General features: G+C 73.7%; 24 protein-coding genes. 14 read left to right on the top strand and 10 right to left on the bottom strand.

Annotation, left to right across the window (positions count from 1 at the left end; genetic code table 11):
• Positions 1-239: ATP-binding cassette domain-containing protein (locus VFG42_RS01860; protein ID WP_324904651.1), on the bottom strand; the 239-nt coding region annotated here is incomplete at its 3' end.
• Between the two features lie 327 nt (positions 240-566).
• Here VFG42_RS01860 and VFG42_RS01865 point away from each other — a divergent pair.
• From VFG42_RS01865 to VFG42_RS01880, 4 genes are all read left to right on the top strand, one after another.
• Entirely contained in the window at positions 567-1,733 is a 1,167-nt protein-coding gene (locus tag VFG42_RS01865) for a Re/Si-specific NAD(P)(+) transhydrogenase subunit alpha (protein WP_349260370.1), read from the top strand.
• Positions 1,733-2,050 carry an NAD(P) transhydrogenase subunit alpha gene (locus tag VFG42_RS01870; RefSeq protein WP_324904655.1) on the top strand — a complete coding sequence of 106 codons (318 nt, stop codon included), beginning with the start codon at positions 1,733-1,735 and terminating at the stop codon, positions 2,048-2,050. The genes VFG42_RS01865 and VFG42_RS01870 overlap by 1 nt, the downstream gene beginning before the upstream one ends.
• A gap of 14 nt (positions 2,051-2,064) precedes the next feature.
• On the top strand, positions 2,065-3,459 hold the full coding sequence (locus VFG42_RS01875) for an NAD(P)(+) transhydrogenase (Re/Si-specific) subunit beta (protein ID WP_349260371.1): 1,395 nt from the start codon (positions 2,065-2,067) through the stop codon (positions 3,457-3,459).
• 81 nt (positions 3,460-3,540) lie between these two features.
• The gene (locus tag VFG42_RS01880) at positions 3,541-3,927 is read left to right on the top strand and encodes a hypothetical protein (RefSeq protein ID WP_324904659.1); all 387 of its coding nucleotides are present in this window, start codon (positions 3,541-3,543) and stop codon (positions 3,925-3,927) included.
• A gap of 3 nt (positions 3,928-3,930) precedes the next feature.
• Here the strand turns inward: VFG42_RS01880 and VFG42_RS01885 are convergent, their stop codons facing one another.
• On the bottom strand, positions 3,931-4,350 hold the full coding sequence (locus VFG42_RS01885; protein WP_324904661.1) for a DUF1707 domain-containing protein: 420 nt from the start codon (positions 4,348-4,350) through the stop codon (positions 3,931-3,933).
• Between the two features lie 143 nt (positions 4,351-4,493).
• Complete coding sequence (locus VFG42_RS01890; protein WP_324904663.1) at positions 4,494-5,960, bottom strand: MFS transporter; 1,467 nt, start codon at positions 5,958-5,960, stop codon at positions 4,494-4,496.
• A gap of 100 nt (positions 5,961-6,060) precedes the next feature.
• On the opposite strand from VFG42_RS01890, the gene VFG42_RS01895 reads away from it, so the two are divergent.
• A complete protein-coding gene (locus VFG42_RS01895) occupies positions 6,061-6,642 on the top strand; it encodes a helix-turn-helix domain-containing protein (RefSeq protein ID WP_324904665.1) in 582 nt (193 codons plus the stop codon).
• Between the two features lie 26 nt (positions 6,643-6,668).
• Here the strand turns inward: VFG42_RS01895 and VFG42_RS01900 are convergent, their stop codons facing one another.
• The 6 genes from VFG42_RS01900 to VFG42_RS01925 form a co-directional block, all read right to left on the bottom strand.
• The gene (locus VFG42_RS01900) at positions 6,669-7,733 is read right to left on the bottom strand and encodes an SDR family oxidoreductase (protein ID WP_324904668.1); all 1,065 of its coding nucleotides are present in this window, start codon (positions 7,731-7,733) and stop codon (positions 6,669-6,671) included.
• A gap of 21 nt (positions 7,734-7,754) precedes the next feature.
• Positions 7,755-8,447 carry a response regulator transcription factor gene (locus VFG42_RS01905; RefSeq protein ID WP_324904670.1) on the bottom strand — a complete coding sequence of 231 codons (693 nt, stop codon included), beginning with the start codon at positions 8,445-8,447 and terminating at the stop codon, positions 7,755-7,757.
• Positions 8,440-9,831 carry a PspC domain-containing protein gene (locus VFG42_RS01910; protein WP_324904672.1) on the bottom strand — a complete coding sequence of 464 codons (1,392 nt, stop codon included), beginning with the start codon at positions 9,829-9,831 and terminating at the stop codon, positions 8,440-8,442. The genes VFG42_RS01905 and VFG42_RS01910 overlap by 8 nt, the downstream gene beginning before the upstream one ends.
• 63 nt (positions 9,832-9,894) lie before the next feature.
• The gene (locus VFG42_RS01915) at positions 9,895-10,074 is read right to left on the bottom strand and encodes a hypothetical protein (protein ID WP_324904674.1); all 180 of its coding nucleotides are present in this window, start codon (positions 10,072-10,074) and stop codon (positions 9,895-9,897) included.
• The gene (locus VFG42_RS01920) at positions 10,071-11,207 is read right to left on the bottom strand and encodes a PspC domain-containing protein (RefSeq protein ID WP_324904676.1); all 1,137 of its coding nucleotides are present in this window, start codon (positions 11,205-11,207) and stop codon (positions 10,071-10,073) included. The genes VFG42_RS01915 and VFG42_RS01920 overlap by 4 nt, the downstream gene beginning before the upstream one ends.
• 48 nt (positions 11,208-11,255) lie before the next feature.
• Positions 11,256-11,582 carry a hypothetical protein gene (locus VFG42_RS01925; protein ID WP_324904678.1) on the bottom strand — a complete coding sequence of 109 codons (327 nt, stop codon included), beginning with the start codon at positions 11,580-11,582 and terminating at the stop codon, positions 11,256-11,258.
• A 36-nt stretch (positions 11,583-11,618) separates the two neighbouring features.
• Between VFG42_RS01925 and VFG42_RS01930 the strand changes: the two genes are divergently transcribed.
• From VFG42_RS01930 to VFG42_RS01950, 5 genes are all read left to right on the top strand, one after another.
• Positions 11,619-13,271 carry a glycerol-3-phosphate dehydrogenase/oxidase gene (locus VFG42_RS01930; RefSeq protein ID WP_324904680.1) on the top strand — a complete coding sequence of 551 codons (1,653 nt, stop codon included), beginning with the start codon at positions 11,619-11,621 and terminating at the stop codon, positions 13,269-13,271.
• A gap of 147 nt (positions 13,272-13,418) precedes the next feature.
• Positions 13,419-15,308 carry a hypothetical protein gene (locus VFG42_RS01935; RefSeq protein WP_324904681.1) on the top strand — a complete coding sequence of 630 codons (1,890 nt, stop codon included), beginning with the start codon at positions 13,419-13,421 and terminating at the stop codon, positions 15,306-15,308.
• A gap of 9 nt (positions 15,309-15,317) precedes the next feature.
• Positions 15,318-16,043, top strand: a complete 726-nt coding sequence (locus VFG42_RS01940; RefSeq protein ID WP_324904683.1) for a RibD family protein — start codon at positions 15,318-15,320, stop codon at positions 16,041-16,043.
• Positions 16,040-16,954: a dihydropteroate synthase gene (gene folP / locus VFG42_RS01945; protein WP_324904685.1), complete on the top strand. Its 915-nt coding sequence runs from the start codon at positions 16,040-16,042 to the stop codon at positions 16,952-16,954. Before VFG42_RS01940 ends, folP begins: the two co-directional genes overlap by 4 nt.
• Before the next feature lie 117 nt (positions 16,955-17,071).
• Positions 17,072-18,448, top strand: a complete 1,377-nt coding sequence (locus VFG42_RS01950; RefSeq protein ID WP_324904687.1) for a Rho termination factor N-terminal domain-containing protein — start codon at positions 17,072-17,074, stop codon at positions 18,446-18,448.
• Between the two features lie 59 nt (positions 18,449-18,507).
• Here the strand turns inward: VFG42_RS01950 and VFG42_RS01955 are convergent, their stop codons facing one another.
• Entirely contained in the window at positions 18,508-18,972 is a 465-nt protein-coding gene (locus tag VFG42_RS01955) for a hypothetical protein (protein ID WP_324904689.1), read from the bottom strand.
• A gap of 237 nt (positions 18,973-19,209) precedes the next feature.
• On the opposite strand from VFG42_RS01955, the gene VFG42_RS01960 reads away from it, so the two are divergent.
• From VFG42_RS01960 to cpaB, 4 genes are read left to right on the top strand one after another with little or no spacing between them, the layout of a single operon-like run.
• Positions 19,210-19,935: a response regulator transcription factor gene (locus tag VFG42_RS01960; RefSeq protein WP_324904691.1), complete on the top strand. Its 726-nt coding sequence runs from the start codon at positions 19,210-19,212 to the stop codon at positions 19,933-19,935.
• The gene (locus VFG42_RS01965; protein ID WP_324904694.1) at positions 19,932-20,624 is read left to right on the top strand and encodes a HAMP domain-containing sensor histidine kinase; all 693 of its coding nucleotides are present in this window, start codon (positions 19,932-19,934) and stop codon (positions 20,622-20,624) included. The genes VFG42_RS01960 and VFG42_RS01965 overlap by 4 nt, the downstream gene beginning before the upstream one ends.
• Entirely contained in the window at positions 20,621-20,800 is a 180-nt protein-coding gene (locus VFG42_RS01970) for a hypothetical protein (protein WP_324904695.1), read from the top strand. Before VFG42_RS01965 ends, VFG42_RS01970 begins: the two co-directional genes overlap by 4 nt.
• On the top strand, positions 20,797-21,507 hold the full coding sequence (gene cpaB / locus VFG42_RS01975; protein ID WP_324904697.1) for a Flp pilus assembly protein CpaB: 711 nt from the start codon (positions 20,797-20,799) through the stop codon (positions 21,505-21,507). Before VFG42_RS01970 ends, cpaB begins: the two co-directional genes overlap by 4 nt.
• Positions 21,508-21,583: the final 76 nt, after the last annotated feature.

The raw sequence follows: 21,583 nt of genomic DNA on the forward strand, positions 1-21,583 counted from the left end.
ATCCGCACCAGCGTCGTCTTGCCGGCACCGTTGGGACCGAGTAACGCCACCACGGTTCCCTTCGGCGCCACAAGGTCGACTGCGGTGAGCGCCTCGGTGGCGCCGAACCGTTTGCTGAGCGCCTCAACCTCGATCATCGGCGTGGTCTTGGAGCGAAACCGACTTGGAGTGCTGCATCCGGCCACTCGCACGTCGCTGGTATCGAACCGCTCCGCAGATTTCTCATTGGTGACGCCCATCGGTTCCCTTTTTTCAGATCGCAGTGTTGTCGCCTCGAGCAGGATCTCGGGTCGACGCGCGTCAGCGCCGCAGTCCCTCGTCTGAGGAGCGTCCAACGGCCCGTGTGCAGACGGTTGGATGATGTCCCGAGCTTCGCGGACTGCCATCCGTGATTTCCCGCTTACAGCTGCGTGAATCGCCCCCAAGAATGCAGGGCGTGGCTGGACCTCGCCGCAGCACCATGCCGTGGCCACATACGGCTCGTCGGCGCTGCTGTGAGCAACTACGGATCGTTGTCGCGGTCGCGCCCCGATGATCGTCCGCGTCGGTGCTGCGACGGTGCCGTCATGACAGCCGATCCGCGTACGCTGACGATCGGGATTCCGGCGGCATGTCGCAACGGCGAGCGGCGGGTCGCGCTCGTCCCCGACGTCATCCGCCGTCTCGTGGCGGCAGGCGTTGAGGTGCTCGTGCAACCGGGCGCCGGAGCCGGCGCGCTGATCGACGACCGGCGGTTCACCGACGCCGGCGCGACGCTGTCAGATGACGCTTGGGGCGCCGCGGTGGTGGTGACGATCGCGCCTCCCAGTGGCGAGGAGATCGCCCGGCTGGCGCCCAACGCGGTGCTCGTCGGGTTCTTGGCGCCGCTGACCGCGACCGACACGCTGGCGTTGCTGCGCCAGCGCGGGGTGACCGCATTTGCGATGGAGTCGATCCCGCGGATCAGCCGCGCGCAGGCGATGGACGCGCTGTCCTCGCAGGCGAGCCTGTCGGGATACAAGGCCGTGATCGAAGCGGCCGAGCATGCGACGAGGCTGCTGCCGATGATGACGACGGCGGCGGGCACGATCCCGCCCGCGCGGGTGCTGGTGCTCGGCGCCGGTGTCGCCGGGTTGCAGGCGCTGGCGACGGCGCGTCGGCTCGGCGCGCGGACGACCGGATATGACGTGCGGCCCGAGGCCGCCGAGCAGGTGCGCTCGGTCGGCGCCGAGTGGCTCGAGCTCGGCATCCAAGCAGCCGGCGAAGGGGGATATGCCAGAGAGCTGACCGACGTCGAGCGCGACCGCCAGCAGCAGGCGCTGAGCGACGCGATCGCGCGCTTTGACATCGTGATCACGACCGCCCTGGTGCCGGGGCGGCCGGCGCCGCGGCTGGTGACCGCCGACGCCGTCGCGCAGATGGCCTCGGGCAGCGTGGTCGTCGATCTCGCCGGCGAGACCGGCGGCAACTGTGAGCTGACTCAACCGGGCGAGACCGTCGTCCGCCGGTCGGTCACGATCGTCTCGCCGCTCAATCTGCCGGCGACCGTTCCTGAGCACGCCTCGCAGCTGTACGCGCGCAACGTGCAGGCGCTGCTCGAGCTGATCATCGCCCGCGACGGCGAGGGGCGACCGCGACTGGCGCTCGACCTGTCGGATGAGATCCTCGCCGCCGCCTGCGTCGTCCGCGGCGCCGCGCTGCAGCAGCCGCCGGCGCCGACGACCGCCGAGGCTCGCGCGGAGGCGCTGCACTGATGCTGCTGACCAATCTCGCGACGCTGGGGCTGGCCGCGTTTGTCGGCTACTTCGTGATCTCAAAGGTGCCCAACACGTTGCACACGCCGCTGATGTCGGGCACCAACGCGATCCACGGCATCGTCGTGCTCGGCGGCATCCTGATCCTGGTCACCGGTGAGGCCGACGGGTTCCTGAACAAGCTGCTGCTGGTGATCGCGGTCGCCTTCGGCACGATCAACGTCGTCGGCGGCTTCCTGGTCACCGACCGCATGCTGGAGATGTTCAAGGCCAAGCCGAAGGACCAGATCGAGGCCGGCTCGGAGGACGTCAAGTGATCGCGTCGAGCTTCATCACGGATCGCAACTTCGTCGCGGTCCTCTACATCATCAGCTTCGGCCTGTTCATCTACGGGCTGAGCGGCCTGACGGGCCCGAAGACCGCGGTGCGCGGCAACCGCATCGCGGCGGTCGGCATGGCGATCGCGGTCATCGCGACGCTGCTGGTGCCGCACGTCAGCAACATCGTCTTGATCATCCTCGGCGTGGCGATCGGCACCGCGGTCGGCGTCCCGGCCGCGCGCCAGGTCAAGATGACCCAGATGCCGCAGATGGTCGCGCTGTTCAACGGCGTGGGCGGCGGCGCGGTCGCGCTGATCGCGTGGGTCGAGTTCCGCGATTCCGGCGGCTTTGCCGACGTGCCGACCTACGTGGCGATCTTCAGCTGCTTTGCCGCGATCATCGGCTCGGTCTCCTTCTGGGGCTCGAACATCGCCTTCGCCAAGCTGCAGGAGCTGATCGACGGCAAGCCGGTCAAGCCGTTCGGCAGCGCGCAGGTGCTGGTCAACGGCGCGCTGCTGCTGGTCGCGGTGGCCTGTGGCGTGGCGATCGTCGCCGGCAGCCACAGCGAGATCCTGATCATCGTCCTGCTCGTCGCCGCCGCGCTGGTGGGCAACTTCCTGGTGCTGCCGATCGGCGGCGCCGACATGCCGGTCGTGATCTCGACGCTCAACGCCTTCACGGGCCTGTCGGCCGCCGCGACGGGCATCGCGCTCAACAACACGTCGCTGATCGTCGCGGGCATGATCGTCGGCGCCTCCGGCACGCTGCTCACGCAGCAGATGGCGGTGGCGATGAACCGCACGATCACCTCCGTGCTGCTGGGCGGCTTCGGCGGCGAGGTCGCCGCCGCGGCGGGCGCGGGCGGCGCGTCGGGTACGGTGCGCTCCACCAGCGCGGCCGACGTCGCCATCCAGATGGCCTACGCGCGCCAGGTCGTGGTCGTCCCCGGCTACGGCATGGCGGTCTCGCAGGCCCAGCACGCCGTTCGCGAGATGGCCAAGCTCCTGGAGGCCAAGGGCGTGACGGTCAAGTACGCCATCCACCCGGTCGCGGGCCGCATGCCGGGCCACATGAACGTGCTGCTCGCCGAGGCCGACGTGCCCTACGAGCAGCTCAAGGAGATGGACGACATCAACGGCGAGTTCAGCCGGACCGACGTCTCCGTGGTCATCGGCGCCAACGACGTCACCAACCCCGACGCCCGCAACAAGGCCGACAGCCCGATCTACGGCATGCCGATCCTCAACGTCGACGAGAGCCAGTCGGTGATCGTCCTCAAGCGCTCGATGAGCTCCGGCTACGCCGGCATCGACAACCCGCTGTTCGTCAACCCGAAGACCAGCATGCTCTTCGGCGACGCGAAGTCCTCGGTGGAAGGCATCACCGAGGAGCTGAAGATCCTCTAGCACCGCTCTGGTCCGGGGCGGCGGGCAATTGCCGCCCCGGACCCCTTTCAAGCGGCGGCCCAGAGGGGTAGCCTCAACGGCGTGAGCGCACTGCCGCTCGAGATCAAGGCCATCGTTGCCGTCGCCCTGGTCCTCTCGGTCGCCCGAGCCTTCCTCGGAGTGCCCGCGCGACGAGCCCACGACCGGCTCGCCCGGACGCTCGTGGGCCTGGCGATCTGCCTGTACATCCTGGCCGGCGAGGCGCTGCTGGAGAACCAGGACGGGATGGCCGGCGCGTTCGTGATCTGCGGCGTCGAGGCGCTGTGCCTGGCCGCGTGGGTCAACCGCCGTCGCGACGACGACGACGGCTGGGACGACGGCGGAGGCGGCGGGGGCGAGGGCCCCGACGACGATCCGCCGATGCCGATCGACTGGGACGCGTTCGACCGCGCCCGCGACTCCTGGCGCCCGCGCGAGCCGGTCGCCTGAGGCCTACGGCAGGCGGCGCGGCGGACGCCGCTGGTGGCGGTGGCGACCGTGGTGGTGGCGCCGGCGATCGCGGCTGCCGTCCTCGCCCAGCGCGCCGAGCAGCGCGACGGCGGTCGGGATCAGCGGCCAGACGAAGCCGTGGGCGCCGGTGGCCAGCCAGATCACCCAGAAGATCGCCGAGAACGCCAGCGCGCCCGCGAGCTTCTCGCCGGTCTGCTTGACGCGGGAGGGCACGGGCGCGGGCGGCGCCGGCAGGTCGGCCTCCAGCGCGGCCAGCTCGCCGTAGGTCTTGGCCGCGTTGGCGGCGGCGGTGCGCTCCTCCAGCTCCTCGGCGTCGAGGCGGCCGGAGCGGAAATGCGCCGAGAGGCGGTCGATCGCCGCTTGGCGGTCGTCGTCGGAGGCGCGGAGGTCGAGGTCAGGCATCGGGTGTCCCGCAAGCGTAGTGCCGCGAAAAAGGCGGCGGGGGCGGCGCCACCACGCGCCGCCCCCGCCTCAAGCGCGGCCCACTCGGCAGAGGACCACGCAGTTGGTCCGCGCCCCGCTGGTCGCGGGGCGCGAAGCTTTGGTCAGGCCACCGCGGGCTGCGGCGCGTCGCCGCGCCGGGCGGCTTCGGCCTGCTCGCGCGAGTCGCGCGAGGAGATCAGCACCGCCGCCAGGATCGCGCCCGCCAGCGCGAAGCACGCGCCGATCGTGAACGCGGTCTGGAAGCCCTCGGTCAGCGCGACCGCCGGGTTGCGCTCGCCGGAGGCGAACACGTCCTCGGTGCGGCTGTTGGCGATCGAGGAGAGGATCGCCAGGCCGAGCGCGCCGCCGACCTGCTGCGAGGTGTTGATGAGCCCGGAGGCCAGGCCCGCCTCCTCCGGCTTGGTGCCCGTGACCGCGCCGATCGTGACCGGCACGAACGAGAGCCCGAGGCCGATCGCGGCGAGCATCGACGGGAACAGCACGTCGCCGACGTAGGAGCCGCCCGGCGCCGAGACCCGCGAGAACCACAGCAGGCCGGCCGCGACGAAGAGCAACCCCATGATCAACGTCGGCTTGAACCCGATCTTGGTCACCAGCGCCGAGGCGACGCCCGCCGACACGATGATCAGCGACGCCAGCGGCAGGTACGCGAGGCCGGTCTTCAGCGCGCTGTAGCCCAGCACCTGCTGGAGGTAGAGCGAGATGAAGAAGAACATCGCGAACAGCGACATGCCGATCAGCAGGCCGACGACGTTGGACCCGCGCAGCGAGCGCAGCCGGAAGATCCCGAACGGGACGAGCGGGTGGCGCGAGGCGTTCTCGACGACCACGAACAGCCCCAGCAGCGCGAGCGAGACCGCGCCGAGCACGAGCGTCTGCGTGGACGTCCAGCCCGCGTTGTTGGCGTCGACCAGCGCGTAGACGCCGAGCGCCAGGCCGGCCGTGACGGTCACGGCGCCCGCGAGGTCGAAGTTCCGCTCGCGGTCGGCGTCGCGCGACTCGGCCAGCAGGCGCGGCGCCACCAGCGCGGCGGCGATGCCGATCGGGACGTTGACGAACAGCACCCACTCCCAGCCCGCCCACTCGGTGAGCATGCCGCCGAGCAGCACGCCGGCGGCGCCGCCGGAGCCCGCGACCGCGCCCCACACGCCCAGCGCGGTGTTGCGCTCGGAGCCTTCCTTGAAGGTCGTGGTGACGATCGAGAGCGCGGCGGGGGAGACCAGCGCGGCACCGAGGCCCTGCACGCCGCGGGCGACGATCAGCCAGATCTCGCTCTGCGCGAGGCCGCCGGCCAGCGACGCCAGCGCGAAGAGCGCGAGGCCCGCGATGAACATCAGGCGCCGGCCGAGCAGGTCGGCGAGGCGGCCGCCGAGCAGCAGGAAGCCGCCGAAGGTCAACGTGTAGGCGTTGACAACCCAGGACAGGTCGTCCTGGGAGAAGTTGAGGTCCTTGCCGATGGACGGCAGCGCGACGTTGACGATCGACGCGTCGAGGACGATGACGAACTGCGCGGTCGCCAAGAGGGCGAGCGCGAGCCACTTGTTGGAGGGAGCGGCGGAGGAAGACAAAGGGGGAGAGCCTCCGGGTTATGGACCTTGCTTGGGGAGGGCCCGGACAATACGGAGATGCGGTTCCGCTTGTCAAGGGGCCGCGCTACAGTGCGGACCGGTGGCCTCCACGGAGCCCCAGAAGCCGCTTCGCGCCGACGCCCGCCGCAACCGCGAGCGGATCGTGGACGCCGCGCGCGCCCTCTTCGCCGAGTGCGGCGCGGGGACCCAGATGGACGACGTCGCGCGCCGCGCGCAGGTCGGCGTCGGGACGGTCTACCGGCACTTCCCGACCAAGCAGGCGTTGTTGGGGGAGTTACTCGCCGCCAAGTTCCGCGGGCACGCCGAGATCGCGCGCCGCTGGGCCGACGAGCCTGACGGCTGGACCGCGTTCGAGGGCTTCCTGCGCGAGACCTTCGCCCAGATCGCGCAGGACGCCACGCTCCAGCAGCGCGTCCACTGGGTCGACGACGACGAGGCGCTGGCGATCGCCGCCGCCGAGCGCGACGTCGTCGTCGAGATCCTCGGCGGGATGATCGACCGCGCCCAGGCCCAGGGCCGGATGCGCGCGACGTTCACCGTCGCCGACATCCCGGCCCTCATGTGCGCGGTCGGCGCGGTCTACTCGGCGCGCAACCGGTCCGAGCTGCGCGCCGACGCGTTCGTCGAGCTGCTCATCGACGGCCTGCGCGCGCCCGCCTAGCCGCGCGCCATGGCCCGAGCCCCGCGCTACTTCTCGTGCGCGGGCCGGTAGGCGTCGTCGTCCTCGTGGGCCTTGAAGAACGACACCATGGCGCCGACGTACTCCGGGAAGCGCGGGCAGCGCAGGCCGTTGCGGCCCAGGATCTCGGCCGCCTGCGTGACGTCGAACGTCACGGGGTGGTTGAGGTAGATGATGGACTCGCGCGGCGGGCCGCCGAACATCCTGCGGATCGGCTTGTACTTCAACGAGCGGTCCACGAGGCCGGGCGGCAGCGGCAGCGACGGCTCCTTGCCCGCGTACTCCAGCGCCAGCAGGCGGGCCAGCTCGAAGGACGAGACCGGCTCGGGGTCGACGAGGTGCAGCGTGTGGCCGACGGCCTCGGGGTCGCGCGCGCCGGCGGCGATCGCGTCGACCACGAAGTCGACCGGCACGACGTTGAACGCGGCGTCGCCGCGGCCGATCTGCAGCAGCGGGCCCTTGGCCGCCGCGTAGGTGCGCAGCAGGTAGTAGGGGCCGTCGAACTTCTGGGTCTCGCCGGTCCGGGAGTCGCCGACGACGATCGCCGGGCGGTAGATCGTCGTCGGGATCTCGTCCATCCGCGCGCGCACGACGACCTCGGCGGCGAACTTGGTGGACTCGTAGAAGTTCTTGAAGTCCTGGCCCTTGGCGAGGTCGTCCTCGAGCACCAGGCCCGAGCGCGTGCCGGCGACGTAGGCGGTCGAGATGTAGTGGTGGCGCTCGAGGTCGGCGCAGCGTCCGCAGAAGTCGACCACGTGCTGGGTGCCGGTCACGTTGACGCGCTCGGCGAGGTCGGCGCCGACGGCGAGGTCGTAGACCGCGGCCAGGTGGAAGACCTTGACGACGTCGGCGGTCAGCCGCTCGTAGGTCCGCTCGTCGAGGCCGAGCATGGGGTCGGTGATGTCGCCGGGCTGGATGTCGACGCCGTCGGGCGCCAGCGCGCGGGCGCGCTCGACCATCCGGGGCTCGACGAGCGCGACGATCCGCGCCTCTTCGTCGTCGGCCAGCAGTCGGGGGACGAGCCGGCCCGCGAGGAAGCCGGGGAAGCCGGTGAGGAGGTAGGTGCGGGGCATGAGCCCGGAGAACTTATGCGTTCAGTCGACCAGGCGTCGTTCCGCCGCCCACCGCGACAGCTCGTGGCGGGTCGAGAGCTGGAGCTTGCGCAGCACCGCGGAGACGTGCGCCTCGACGGTCTTGACCGAGATCCCCAGGCGCTGGGCGATCTCCTTGTAGAGGTAGCCGCGGGCGATGTGGCGCAGGACCTCGCGCTCGCGCGGGGTGAGCTGGTCGAGGTCGGCGTCGGCGGCCGCGACCTCGGCGGCCGAGCCGCCCGCGCCTCCTCCTCCGCCGCCGCCGCCCGAGGCGAACGCGTCGAGCACGAAGCCCGCCAGGCGCGGCGAGAAGACCGCGTCGTCGTCCTGCACGCGGCGGATCGCGTCGGCCAGCTCGGTCGGGGAGATCGTCTTGGTGACGTAGCCGCGGGCGCCCGCGCGGATGATCGCGATGACGTCCTCGGGGTCGTCGCTGACGCTCAAGGCCAGGCACTTGGCGCCCGGGGCCTCGGTCGCCAGCCGGCGCAGGATCTCCACGCCGCCACCGCCGGGCAGGTGGACGTCGAGCAGCACGACGTCGGGCCGGACCGCGGCGATCGTCGCCACGGCGCCGTCCACGTCGCCGGCCTCGCCCGCGATCTCGACCAACCCCTCCAACTCGCTGCGCACGCCGGCGCGGAACAGCGCGTGGTCGTCGACCAGCACCACCCGCGGGCACGTCCCCGTCTCAGCCATCCGCGATCACCAGCTCCACCTCCGTGCCCGATCCGGGCGTGCTCTGCACCGTCGCGCGTCCGCCGTGGCGCGCCATCCGGCCCACGATCGACTCTCGCACGCCGCGGCGGTCGGCGCCGACCGCCGCGGGGGCGAAGCCCTGGCCGCGGTCCCGGACGAAGACCTCGGTCCGGCCGTCCTCGACCTCCATGAACAAGGCGATCTCCGCGGCGCCGCTGTGGCGCGCCGCGTTGGCCAGCGCCTCGCGCGCGGCGGCGACCAGCGCGCGGTGGCGGTCGTCGAGGTCGCGGTCGCCGACGGTGACGACCTCGACCGGCACGCCGTGGGCCTCCTCGACCTCGGCCGCGGCGGCGCGCAGCGCGTCGGCCAGCCGCTCGTCGGGGCGGGCCTCCGGCGCGCCGCTCAGCCACGCGCGCAGCTCGCGCTCCTGGCGGCGGGCCAGCGTCGCGACCGCGCGCGGGTCGTCGGCGCGCTTCTGGACCAGCGCCAGCGTCTGGAGCACGGAGTCGTGCAGGTGCGCGGCGACCTCGGCGCGCTCCTGGGAGCGGATCCGCGCGTTGCGCTCGGTCGTGAGGTTGCGGTAGAGCTGCAGCCAGAACGGGGCGAGGATCAGCCCGAGGCCCAGCGCGACGACCACGAACGACAGCACGACGTCGCGCACGCCGCTGAGCAGGCCGTTGGCCTGCAGGAACAGCAGCGCCGCCCCGATGACGAGCGCGATCGCGAAGCCGCCCTGGTAGATCGAGCGCAGGCGCTCGGGGAGGCCGGCGCCCAGGGGACGGCGCGGCGCCGCGCCCACGGCCGCGCCGGCAGCCGCGCCCGCGCCGACCGCCCCGCCGGATCCGGCGCCCGCGCCGGCTCCGGCCCCGGCCCCGACACCGCCCGCGGACCCCGGCGTCGCCCCCGGCGCGCTCGCCGTCAGCGCCGCGCCCGGCTTCTCCCGCTCCCGCTCGCGCTCCCGCTCCCGCTCCCGGCCGGTCGTCTGGCGCCACAGCATCGCCAGGCCCGAGGCGGCGAGCACAAACGGCCAGACGATCGCGTCGCTCCACCACAGCCCCAGCTCGCGCAGGACCAGCAGGCCCGCGAGCGTCAGGCACGCGACGCCCGCGCTGATCTGCCACGCGCCGGGCCGGGTGCGCAGGCGCGCCGCCACGGCGGGACCGCCGTCGGAGGTCGGCATCAGCATCCAACCCGCGATGTACAGCGGCAGTCCGATGCCCGGCACGACCGTCAGGACGACCACCGCGACCCGGACGATCACCGGCTCGACGTTCAGCCACCGCCCGAGGCCGGCGGCGACGCCGGCGATGACCTTGCGGTCGTCGTCGCGCCGCGGCGGCGGGCGCCGCGGGTGAGCGGTGGGGGCGGCGACGTCGGCGCTCACGACAGGATCATGCGCCGCGCTCGGCCGGCAGGCAACGCCATCGGAGGTCGCAAGGATGACCGGTCACGCGCCATCGCGCTTGGCCAGCCCGCCCACCAGCAGGACGACGCCCAGCACGGCGAGCACGGTCGGGGCCAGCGAGCCGAAGTCGAGGTTGAGCTGACCGGCTTGGTCGAGCAGCAGCACGGTTCCGAGCACCAGGACGGCGAGGCCGGAGATCAGCGTGGCGTAGTTCGGCCTCACGCCCGCTCCCCGGCGCAGCCCGCGGCGGCCAACCCGTCGGTGATGGTGTCGCCGTGGTGCCCGTGGTCCCAGTTCCCGCTGTCGTGGCGGACGTGCAGGACCTCGACCGCCCCGATGCCCATGTCGGCGTCCAGGACCAGCTTGCGCCCGGGCGCCCGGGCGATCGTGCCGTGCTGGTCGTCGACGTCGGCGCCGCCGCCCTCCTCGCCGAGCACGCCGACGTAGCCCAGGCCGTTGTGGGTGTCGGCCTGCACGCAGGCGTCGCGCGGGACGAGCACGAGCAGGTGGCCCATCCCGACCTTGGCCTTGACGTGCGCGGTCTCGCCCTTCGGCCAGTCCATCTGGCGCAGGTCGACGACCAGCTGGCCGACGCCGAGCTCGTAGGACGGCTTGAGGTCGGCGATCGTCGCCGGCAGGTAGGAGCGCTGGCCGATGCCGTTGTCGGCCTTGACGCCCGCGGCCTGCACGACGCCCGAGGGGATCGCGATCGCCAGCGCGGGGACGACCAGCCAGCGCGCGCGGCGGTCCTGGAACGAGAGCCCGACGAGCGCGACGCCGAGGGCCAGGACGACGATCGCGACGACCGTGCCGCCGCCCGCGGCGGTGGCGATCGCCGAGGAGGCCGCCAGGATGACCGTGCCGACGAGGATCGCCAGCAGGATCAGCGCGGCGCCGACGATCCGCCCGGCCGCGGGCCGGCTCTCGCCGCGCGTGGCCAGCAGCCGCTGCCCGGCGACGGCGAGGATCACGACCAGGATCGCGGTCGGCACCAGCGCGCCGAAGACCCAGCCGGAGCCGATGCCCCAGTCGCCGTTGATCAGGAGGATGCCCGCGACGACGATCGTGACGGCGCCGACGATCGTCGAGAAGCGGCCGGGCTTGCCGGGTACCGGCTGACCGGTGCCGTCGTCCTGGGGGACGAGCAGCAGCGCCGCGATGTAGGCGACGATCGCGAAGCCGCCGACGAACACCAGCGCGACGGCCGCGATCCGGAAGATCAGCGGGTCGACGTTGAAGTACTTGGCCAGGCCGCCGCAGACGCCGCCGACGACGCGCTCGTCGCGGGAGCGCAGCAGACGGCGGGGAGGCTCCGGCCGCGCGGGGGAGGAGGTGGTGGTCTGGTCCTCGGACATGGCATCCACGATCCCGTGGCGCGCGCCCGCGCACCATCCGGGATGACCCTAGAGGGGCTCGGGGATGTCCCCCAGGTGGCGGGCCAGGGACGCGTCCGGGTGGCCCTCGACGAGCAGGCCCAGGATCGCCTCGGCGTGCTGGACCTCGAAGCGCACCCCGAGCGCGGCCGAGATTGCCGCGACCTCGCGCAGCAGCGCCAGCCCCTCTACGACTTCACGCGCGCGCACGTAGGTGCCCACGGTGCGAATCTCGCCCCCGTCCGGATCGTCGAAGAACCCGGCGCCCTCCACGCGGCGCGCCGCCGCCCGCAGCGCGTCGGCGTGGCCGTCGGTGGCGGCGTCGGCGACGAACAGGACCAGGTAGGCGTCGGGCATGGCGCGACCGACGGTACTGGCACACTGCTCAGCCCGATGATCGACCGTGCCGCCGCCGTCCACGCGCTTGCCGCCGAGGAGTTCGACGTCGTCGTCGTGGGCGGTGGGATCACCGGCGCCGGCGTCGCGCTGGACGCGGCCACGCGCGGCTACTCGGTCGCGCTGGTCGAACGCCACGACTACGCGTCCGGCACGTCGTCGCGGTCCTCCAAGCTCGTCCACGGCGGCCTGCGCTACCTGCAGAACTTCGACCTCGGCCTGGTGCGCGAGGCGCTGATCGAGCGCCAGATCATGGTCGGCCTGGCGCCGCACCTCGTCAAGCCGCTGCCGCTGATCGTCCCCGCGTTCGACGGCGCGCGGCCGGACCGCATGATGGGCGTCGGCCTCAACCTGTACGACGTGATGTCGGCGACGCGCCGCGGCCGGCGCGGCAGCGGGGAGACGACCTACTGGTCCCCGGACCGCCACCGGATCATCGACGCCGACGAGGTCGTCGAGGGCCTGCCGGCGCTGGCGCCGCGCGAACCGACGTCGGGCTACCTGTTCTACGACTGCCAGACCGACGACAGCCGCCTGGTCCTCACCGTCCTGGCCGAGGCCGAGCGCTTCGGCGCGGTCTGCGCCAACGGGCTGCTGGTGACCGAGCTGGTCGAGGAGGGCGGGCGCGCGCGGGGCGTGCGGGTCCGGCCGGCGGACGACGAGGCCGCCGAGCCGTTCGTGATCCGCGCGGCCAACGTCGTCAACGCCACCGGCGTGTGGGCCGACCGCCTGCGGCCGGAGGAGCTGCACGACGCCGCCGAGGTCCCGATCATCCGGCCCTCGCGCGGCACGCACGTCACGTTCGCCCGCGAGGACCTGCCGCTGAACGTCGGTGCGATCGTCCCGGCCGGCGGCGGGCGCTTCATCTTCGCGCTGCCGTGGCTGGGCGGCTCGCTCGTCGGCACGACCGACACCGACTACGACGCGACCGACCTCGACCACGTCCGGCCCGCCGACGACGACCTCGAGTACCTGCTGGACGCCGTCAACGAGTTCTTCGCCACCGAGCTGACGACGTCGGACATCACCGGCGCCTTCGCGGGCGTCCGGCCGCTGATCAGCAGCGCCGACGCGGGCAAGTCGGTGGACATCTCGCGCAAGGCCGAGCTGTACGAGACCGCGTCGGGCATGGTCACGATCACCGGCGGCAAGCTGACGACGTGGCGGCGGATGGCCAAGATGGCCGTCGATCGGCTGGTCGAGCGCGAGGCCCGCGACGCGCCCTGCCGCACGCACGAGATCCCGCTCGGCCAGGCGATCGAGGCCTCCGAGCTGCCGCGCGTGGAGGGCGTGGACGACGACGCCTACGCGCCGCTGGCCGCCCGCTACGGCCACGCCGCGCACGACGTCCTGGCGATCGCGGCCGAGCGCGGCGAGTACGCCCGGCCGGTCGTCGCCGGGCAGCCGGACCTGCTGGCCGAGGTCGTCCACGCGGCGCGCCGCGAGCAGGCGCGGACGGTCGGCGACGCGCTCCTGCGGCGCACGCGCCTGGGCCTGACGGCCGCGCGGGCGCTGGCCGGCACGCCCGACGCGGTGGCGCGCGCGGCGGCCGCGATGGGCGCCGAGCTGGGCTGGGACGACGCGCGGCAGGCCCGCGCCGTGGCGGCCTTCGCGGACGAGGCGGCGGCCGAGGGCAACGTCCCCGGCTGAGCGGGTCGCGCGGCATTTCTTCCGCGGATGTCCCCGCGCGAGCCGCAACCCGTCCCCGTCACACCGTAACTTCCAGCGTTCCGGCGGTTTCCCCGACACGACCGCCGTACCGTCGACCCCCTCTCGTAGGAGCGAGCTTCGCGACTCATGCGCCGCCGCCTGGCCCTCATCGCCACGTCCATCGCCGTTCTGGCCCCCGCCGCAGCCGCCGGCCCAGCGCACGCCGCGTTCTTCGCCGGCGAGCCGATCGACGGCCCCAGCCCCGACATCCGCTCGGTCGGCGACGTCGACATCGCCCGCGACGGCACCGGAGCCGTCGTCTACGTCAAGAGCGACGCGGGCGTCGACCACATCTTCATCTCGCGGCTGGTCAACGGCGCGTGGCAGGCCCCCGAGCGGCTGGACGCCGGCATCGACGCTACGTCGTCGCAGCCGGTCGTCGCGGCGTCGGACGGCGGCCGCCTCGCGGTCGCGTACATCAGCGGCGGCAGCGTCTTCACGACCGTCCGCCCGGCCGGCGCGCCGGCCTGGGGCCAGCCGCAGCTGATCGCCTCCGGCGCGAGCGACCCGTCGATCGACATGTCGTTCAACGGCGCGGCGTACGCGACGTACACGGTCAACGGCAACGTCCTCGGCGCGCGGATGGACCGCACGGCGGCGGGCTTCACGCCGCTGTCGGGCCCGCTGGACGCCGACCCCAACCTGCACGCGGCGGGCAGCGGCAACGGGCGCTCGCGCGTGTCGATCTCGGCGGACGGCACGGGCGTCGCGGTGTGGGCCGAGGCCAACCACGTCTACGCGCGGCGCATGTACGGGACCAACCCGTCGAGCGCGGTGCTCGACCTCACGCTGCCCACCTACGACGGCCATCCGGGCGGCGCGGCCGACCAGCCGGCGGTGGACATCGAGGACGACTCGTCGTTCGCGTGGGTCGCGTTCCGCCAGCAGTTCGCCGACGGCGCGGGCGGGACCCAGTCGCGCGCGATCGGCGTCCGGCTGCGCGGCTCGCGCGTCGACCCGGACGCGACCGTCGCCTACGACGGCCTGCCGTGGGGCGGCGAGAGCGTCGAGAACCCGGAGATCGACCTCAACGGCAAGGGCGTCGGCGTGGCGACGGTGGGGACCGCCGGCGGCGCCGCGCTGTCGGCCGTGATCAAGGACGACAAGCTGAACCCGGCCCGCGTGATCGGCGGCAGCGGCTCGCCGTCGCAGCCGGTCGGCGCGGTCGCCGAGACCTACGCCCGCGGCGTCGCCTTCGTCGGCGCCGGCGACGGCACCGTGCACGGCGCGTTCTACGACGACAAGTCCTCCAGCCGCGCGATCCCGGGCCCGAGCCCCGACGCGCTGCTGAGCAACGCGGCGCTGGGCCCGGTCGACCCGACGGCGGGCTTCGACGGCTCCGGCGACCGCACGGGCGACTTCGCCTGGGCGTGGGTCCAGGGCACGCCGTCGGAGCGCAAGCTCGTCGTCGGCAGCTACGACCGCCTGCCGGGCGCGTTCACGATCTCCACGTCCTCCAAGAACTGGCGCAACGTGCTGAAGAACCCGCTGGCGTGGGGGACGGCGCTGGAGCTGTGGGGCCCGTTGACCTACACGGTGCTCGTCGACGGCAAGCCGCTGCTGCAGACGCAGACGACCAAGGCGTCGCCCGCGGTCGGCGCGCTCAGCGAGGGCCTGCACACCTGGCGCGTGACGGCGACCGACCGCCGCGGGCAGACCGTGACGACCGCGGTCAAGCCGCTGAAGGTCGACACGGTGGCGCCGACGGTGTCGTTCTCGGTCACGCGCAAGAAGCGCGTGGTGACCGTGACCGCCAAGGCCAACGACGTGCTCCCGCCGTCCGGCCAGGCCGCCGGCGTCAAGTACGTGCGGATCGACTGGGGCGACGGCAGCGGCTATCAGCAGGCGCGCAAGGCCTCGCACAGCTACGACAAGACCGGCGCGTTCACGATCCGGGTCAGCGCGACGGACAAGGCCGGCAACTCGGTCGCGACCGAGCGCGAGATCCACATCAGCGGCGGCAAGAAGAAGAAGTAGGCCTCGCGCGTGCGACGTCTCAGCGACGACGGCGAGCGGTCCGCGCGGGCGTTCGTCGCGTCGCTGGGGCTGCGCACGCGGGACGTCGTCGTCGCCGACATGGTCGCGACGGTCGACGGGCGCGCGGCGGTGTCCGGGCGGTCGGTCGCGCTCGGCCACCCGGAGGATCGCGCGCTGCTGCGCGAGCTGCGCGCCGAGGCCGACGCGATCCTCGTCGGGACGGGCACGCTGGCCGCCGAGCGGTACGCCGACCTGCTCGACGACGAGGCGCGCGAGCGGCGGCTGTCCGAGGGACGGCCCGCGCATCCGGTCGTGGCGACCGTGTCGCGGCGGCTGAGGCTGCCGGTCGACGAGGCCCCGATCTTCGACGAGGCCGGCGTGCCGATCGTGGCGTTCGCGGAGGCGAGCGACGAGCTCGCGCCGCCCCCGGAGGTCGCGGCCCAGCTGGAGGTCGTCACGCTCCCGGCCCCGCTGACGCTGCGCGGCGTGCTCGACGGCCTGCGCCGCCGCGGCGTGCACGGCGTGCTCTGCGAGGGCGGCCCGTCGCTGCTGCGCCGCCTGGTCGCCGAGGGCCTCCTGGACGACCTCTGCCTGACGGTGTCGCCGCTGCTGGCCGCGGGGGACGCGCCGGCCGTCGTCGAGGGCGACGGGCTGCCCGATCCCGCGCGCCTGACGCTGCGCGACGTGCATCGCGCCGACGACCACCTGTTCCTGCATTACGGTCTCACCTCGTGACCGCGCCCACCGCCCGCCTGACCCTCCGCGACCGCGAGCTCGACCTGCGGCCCGGCCGTCCGCTGGTGATGGGCATCGTCAACGCGAACCCGGACTCGTTCTCCGACGCCGTGCGCACGACGACGCTCGACGCCCAGGTCGCCCTGGCGCACCGGCTGGTCGAGGAGGGCGCGGACCTCATCGACGTCGGCGGCGAGTCGGGCGTCACGTACACCGACGTCACCGCCGCCGAGGTCGAGCGCGGGCGCGTCGTGCCGCTGGTGGCGCGCCTGGTCACCGACGGGATCGTCGTCTCGGTCGACACGTGGAAGCCGCTGGTGGCCGAGGCGGCGCTGGACGCGGGCGCGCACGTGCTCAACGACGTGAGCGGCCTGCGCGACGTCGCGCTCGCGGACGCCGTCGCGCGCGCCGGCGCGTCGCTGGTCGTGATGCACACGCGCGCCGCGCCCAAGCAGGAGCACTTCGCCGACTACGGCGGAGACGTCGTCAGCGATGTGGTGTCTTTCGTGGCCGAACGATGCGCGGTCGCGGTCGAGCGCGGGGTCTCGCCGGACCGCCTGATCGTCGACCCGGGCCCGGACTTCGCCAAGTCGCCGGCCGAGTCGGTCGAGACGCTGCGCGCCATCGACCGCCTGGTCGCGCTGGGCCATCCGTGGCTGGCCGCGGTCTCCCGCAAGTACTTCCTGGCGGCGATCACGGGCCGCCCGCCGGCCGAGCGCCTGGCGGGCACGCTCGCGGCGGTGGGCTTCGCGGCCGCGCACGGCGCCGCGATCGTCCGCGTCCACGACGTGGCGGCGACCGTCGACTACCTCGGCGTGCGCGCCGTCCTGGCCGGAGAGGCCGAGATCGGCGCCTTCGACGCCGACGACGACGCGCTGAAGTGGATCCGCGCGCAGACGTCGGACCGGTAGTCACACAACAACCCGCCGCCGACTGCGCTACGGTCCGCGGTCACTGGAGAGTCGCCGTCCCGCTGCATGGCAACGCGGGGCGGACGCCGACCGACACCACCAACAAGGAGGACCATCTTGTCCGTCATCACCCGTTCCGCGCTCGAGGCCAGCCCTCTGGCCGACCTGCACACCATCGCGTCCGAGATCGGCATGGACGGCTACCGCCGTCTGCGCAAGGCCGACCTGATCGACAAGATCATCGAGACCCAGGGTGGGGAGGAGGCGGTCGCCGAGGCCGAGGTCGAGGCCGTCGAGACCGTCGAGGAGGAGGCGCCCAAGCGCCGCTCGCGTCGCGGCGGGCGCTCGCGCCGCAAGGACGCCGTCGAGGACGGCGCCACCGACGAGGACGCCGGCGACGACGTCGTGGCGACCGAGGACGAGGTCGTCGAGGAGCAGATCGAGGAGGACGTCGTCGAGGCCGAGGCCGAGGCCGAGGACGAGGACGCCGAGGAGGAGGCCAAGCCGCGGCGCCGTTCGCGCGGCGGGCGTGGCCGGGGCGGCGATCGGGACCGCGATCGGGATCGCGACCGCGACCGCGACGAGGAGCGCGAGGAGCGCGTCGTCGAGGGCGCGGTCGAGCTGCTGCCCAACGGCTCGGGCTTCGTCCGCCTGACGCCGCCGGAGCCCTCCGACGACGACGTCTACATCTCGGCCGCCCAGGTCCGCCGCTGCGAGCTGGTGTCCGGCGACACGGTCGGCGGCCCGGTCCGCGAGCCGCGCCGCTCGGAGCGCTACCCGTCGCTGGTCCGCATCGACACGATCAACGGCCGCCCGGCCGACGAGGTCGCCGAGGGCACGCACTTCGACGACCTGCCGTGCGCGCTGCCGACCGAGCGCTTCGCGCTGGGCTCCGACGACGCGACGCTGAAGGCGATCGAGTGGCTGACGCCGATCGGCAAGGGCTCGCGCGTGAGCATCGTCGGCGAGGCCCACGCGGGCAAGTCCGAGGCGCTGAAGCGTCTGGCGGGCGCGCTGAACGGCGTCGAGGGCCTCGAGGTCCACGTCGTGCTCGCCGCCGTGCGCCCGGAGGAGTGCGCGGAGTGGCGCGCCGGCGACGTCGAGCCGGTCGCCGCCCTGTCGCTGGGCGCCTCGCAGGACGCCGCGGCCCAGGCCGTCGAGCGCGCGATCGACACCGCCAAGCGCATCACCGCGCGCGGCGGCGACGTCGTCGTCCTGATCGACGGCCTCGACGGCCTGCCCACCCACGCGGCGCGCCGCGCGCTGGCGGCCGCCCGCAACGTCGTCGACGGCGGCTCGCTGACGGTCGTCGCCACGGCCGCCGCGCCGGTCGGCGGCGAGACGACGATCATCGCCCTGGACCGCACGCTGACGCGCACCGGCCAGTTCCCGGCGCTCGACCTCGTCGGCTCCGGCGCGCTGCGCCCGGAGCTCCTCGTCGGCGAGGCCGGCGCGGACGCGATCGCCAAGGCCCGCGCGCAGGCCCTGGGCTAGGGCTCGCCCAGAGCCTTGCGGGTGTTGGCCCAGGGGGGGGCCAAACCCGCAGGGTTCGGCTAGCGCGGCACGTAGGCGACCCGGCCCCACGAGGGCTCGGGCGCCAGCTCGACGGGCTCGCCGTCGCGGTCGGGCTGCACGTACATGAAGGTGTGCGAGTCGGCGTCGAACTCGACGTCGAGCTCGCCCTCCTTCACGCGCTGGTCCAGCCAGGCGGAGCGGAAGACGAGGCGGCGCAGCCAGTGCACGAGCGAGCGATCGCTCGGGCCGACCAGCTCGGGCCAGCAGTCGTTGACGTGCTCGCCCAGCGCGGACGCCGGCTCCTGGATCTCGCCGTTGACGCTCAGCGTCACGAGGTCCTCGAGCTCGGGGTCGTCCAACCGGCCGGAGACGAACCCCAGCTTGTTGGCGGCCTGCTCGCAGCGCTCGCGGAAGTCGCGCTCGTTGAAGGTGAAGCGGAGCTCCCCGTATTCGAGGACGAAGTCCTCTCCGCTGTCGTAATTGCCTCGGCGTGCGTCGTTCATCGTGATGATTCGGTGTGGTCGCGCCGAGGTAGGACGGCGGCTCCCGAAGTCGTCGGCATCGTATGCCCGATCCCTTCGCGTGCGCAGGTCATGGGATGGATCTTGCAGTCCGTCCGCTCGACCTGCGGCCGACCGTTGGGTGGCGAATTCGCCTCACCGACGCGCGCCCCTTCCGATGATCGGATTCGTTCACGGGGGAGGGGGGCGAGTTCTTGACCGTCGGTCCCTACGGGGATCATGAACGATACGCCCGCCACCATCCTCGTCGCCGAGGACGACGCGACGACGCGGACGTTCCTCGCCGACGAGCTGGCAGCCGATGGCCTCGAGCTGCTGGTTGCCGACACGGCCAAGGACGCGCTGCGCCTCATCGAGACGAAGTTCCCGGACCTCGCGGTCCTGGACGTCGGCCTCCCCGACGGCTCCGGCCTGGGGGTGATCCGCGACGTCCGCGGCGCCGACCGCGCCGGCTCACGGATCGACCGCCACCTGCCGGTGCTCGTGCTGAGCGGCCGCGGCAGCGAGCACGACCGCCTCCGCGCCTTCAGCGCGGGCGCGGACGACTTCGTGCCCAAGCCCTTCGCCTATGCGGAGGTCCGTGCGCGGATCAACGCGCTCCTGCGCCGCTCCGAGGGACGCCGACGCACGGGACGGCTGCGCGTCGGCCCGCTGGAGCTGGACCCGACGACGCGCGACGTCCGCGTCTCCGGGCGCAAGGTCGAGCTGACCCAGACGGAGTTCGCGCTGCTGCGGGTGCTCGCGGGCGCGCCGACGGCGGTCCACACGAAGGCCGACCTGCTCCGGACGGTCTGGGGCTTCCGCTCGCACTCCTCGAGCAGGACCCTGGACTCGCACGCCTGCCGCCTGCGCCAGAAGCTCGGCATCGACGGTGCGCGGTTCATCATCAACGTGTGGGGCGTCGGCTACCGGCTCATCGACGACCCCGGGCTGGAGTTGGCATGACCGCGCTGCTGACGGTGGCGACGCTCGCGGTCGTCGCGACGCTGCACGGCCGGATCGTCGCCCGCGGCCTGCGCGAGCGCGCCGCGCGGGTGGCGCACGAGGTGCGCGGCCCGCTGACGGCGACGCACCTCGCGCTGCACGGGGCGGCGCGGCGCGGCGAGATCCCACCCGCGACCGTCGCCGCGTTGGAGCTGGAGCTGCGCCGGGCGGCGCTGGCGCTGGAGGACCCGGCACACGCGCGGCCCGACGACGTCGACCTCCACGCGCTGCTGTCCTGCCAGGTCCGGACCTGGCAGGACGTCGCGGAGGCCCACGGGGCGACGCTGACGCTGGAGCCCGGCGTCGGCACCGCGGTCGTCCACGCCGACGCGCTGCGCATCGCCCAGGCGACCGGCAACGTGCTGGCCAACGCCATCGAGCACGGCGGCGGCGCGATCGTGGTCCGAACGCTGCTCGTCGGGGATCGCGTCCGCGTCGAGGTCAGCGACGGCGGCCCCGGGCTGCCCGCCGCGATCGGCGAGCTGACCCGGCGCGCGTCGGGCGGCCGGGGCACGCGAGGCCGCGGGCTGGCGATCGCCACCTCGGTGCTGCGCCACTGCGGCGGACGTCTCTCGGTGCCGACCGGCACGACCGGCGTCGCGATCGAGCTGCCCGTGCTCGCCGGTCCGGTCACGGAGCCCGTGGCATGACGCGTGCCCGGCTCATGCGCCTGCTGCTGCGGCCGGCGATCGCGCTGGCCGGCCTGCAGATCCGGGCCCTGCTCTTCGTCCTCGCCGTCTTCGCGGTGGTGGCGTTGGGCGTCGAGATGCCCTGGGGCGGCGGCTCCGCCATCGTCCTCTCCGCGGTCGCGGGAGCGGCGCCGTGACCCGTCGCCGCCGCGCCGCCGTCCTGCTCGGCCTCGCGCTCGTCCTCGGCGGCCTGGCGGCCTCCGACGTCGCGGGCCGCGAGGGCGCGTTGCGCCGTGCGGTCGGGCCGACCGTGCCGGTCGTCGTCGCCCGCGCGCCGATCCGTGCCGGGGCGACGCTCAGGCGCGACGACCTCGCGGTGCGGCAGGTGCCGGCGCGGTTCGCGCCGGCGCTGGCCTACGCGTCCCCCGCGGCGTTGGACCACGCCAAGGCCGCGGTCGCGGTGGACGCCGGGGAGGACCTCAGCCCCGCGGTGATCGACGACGGCGCCGCCGCCGCAGGCACCGCGGCCGGCGCGCCGGTGCGTGTCGGCGAGCGCGTCGCCGACCTCGTCGCGCGCGGCCCGTCGGGCCTGATCCACGCGGGCGGTCGCGTGGACGTCCTCGTCACCAGGGAGCGCGGCGACGGCCCGGCCGCCGGGTCCACGTCGGTCGCGCTGGAGGATGCCGAGGTGCTCGCCGCGCACGCCGTCGCGTCCGATCAGGACGGCGCCGAGGCCTCCGCGGGCTCCGACCGGGTGGCGGTCTCCCTGCGCGTCACGGTCCGGCAGGCCGTCTTCCTGGCTGCCGCGGAGTCCTTCGCGCGCGAGCTGCGGCTGCTGCCGCGCGCCGCGGGCGACCGCCGCCACGGCCTGACCGGCACGACGGTGGGCGCCGACCTCCGATGAAGCGCCCACACCGCACGCGCCGGTCTGTCCGCTCATGCCTCGGCCAACCGTCCAGCGCGGGGTCCCCACCTCAAGG

It is taken from the genome of Baekduia sp., assembly GCF_035685985.1.
GTDB lineage: Bacteria > Actinomycetota > Thermoleophilia > Solirubrobacterales > Solirubrobacteraceae > Baekduia.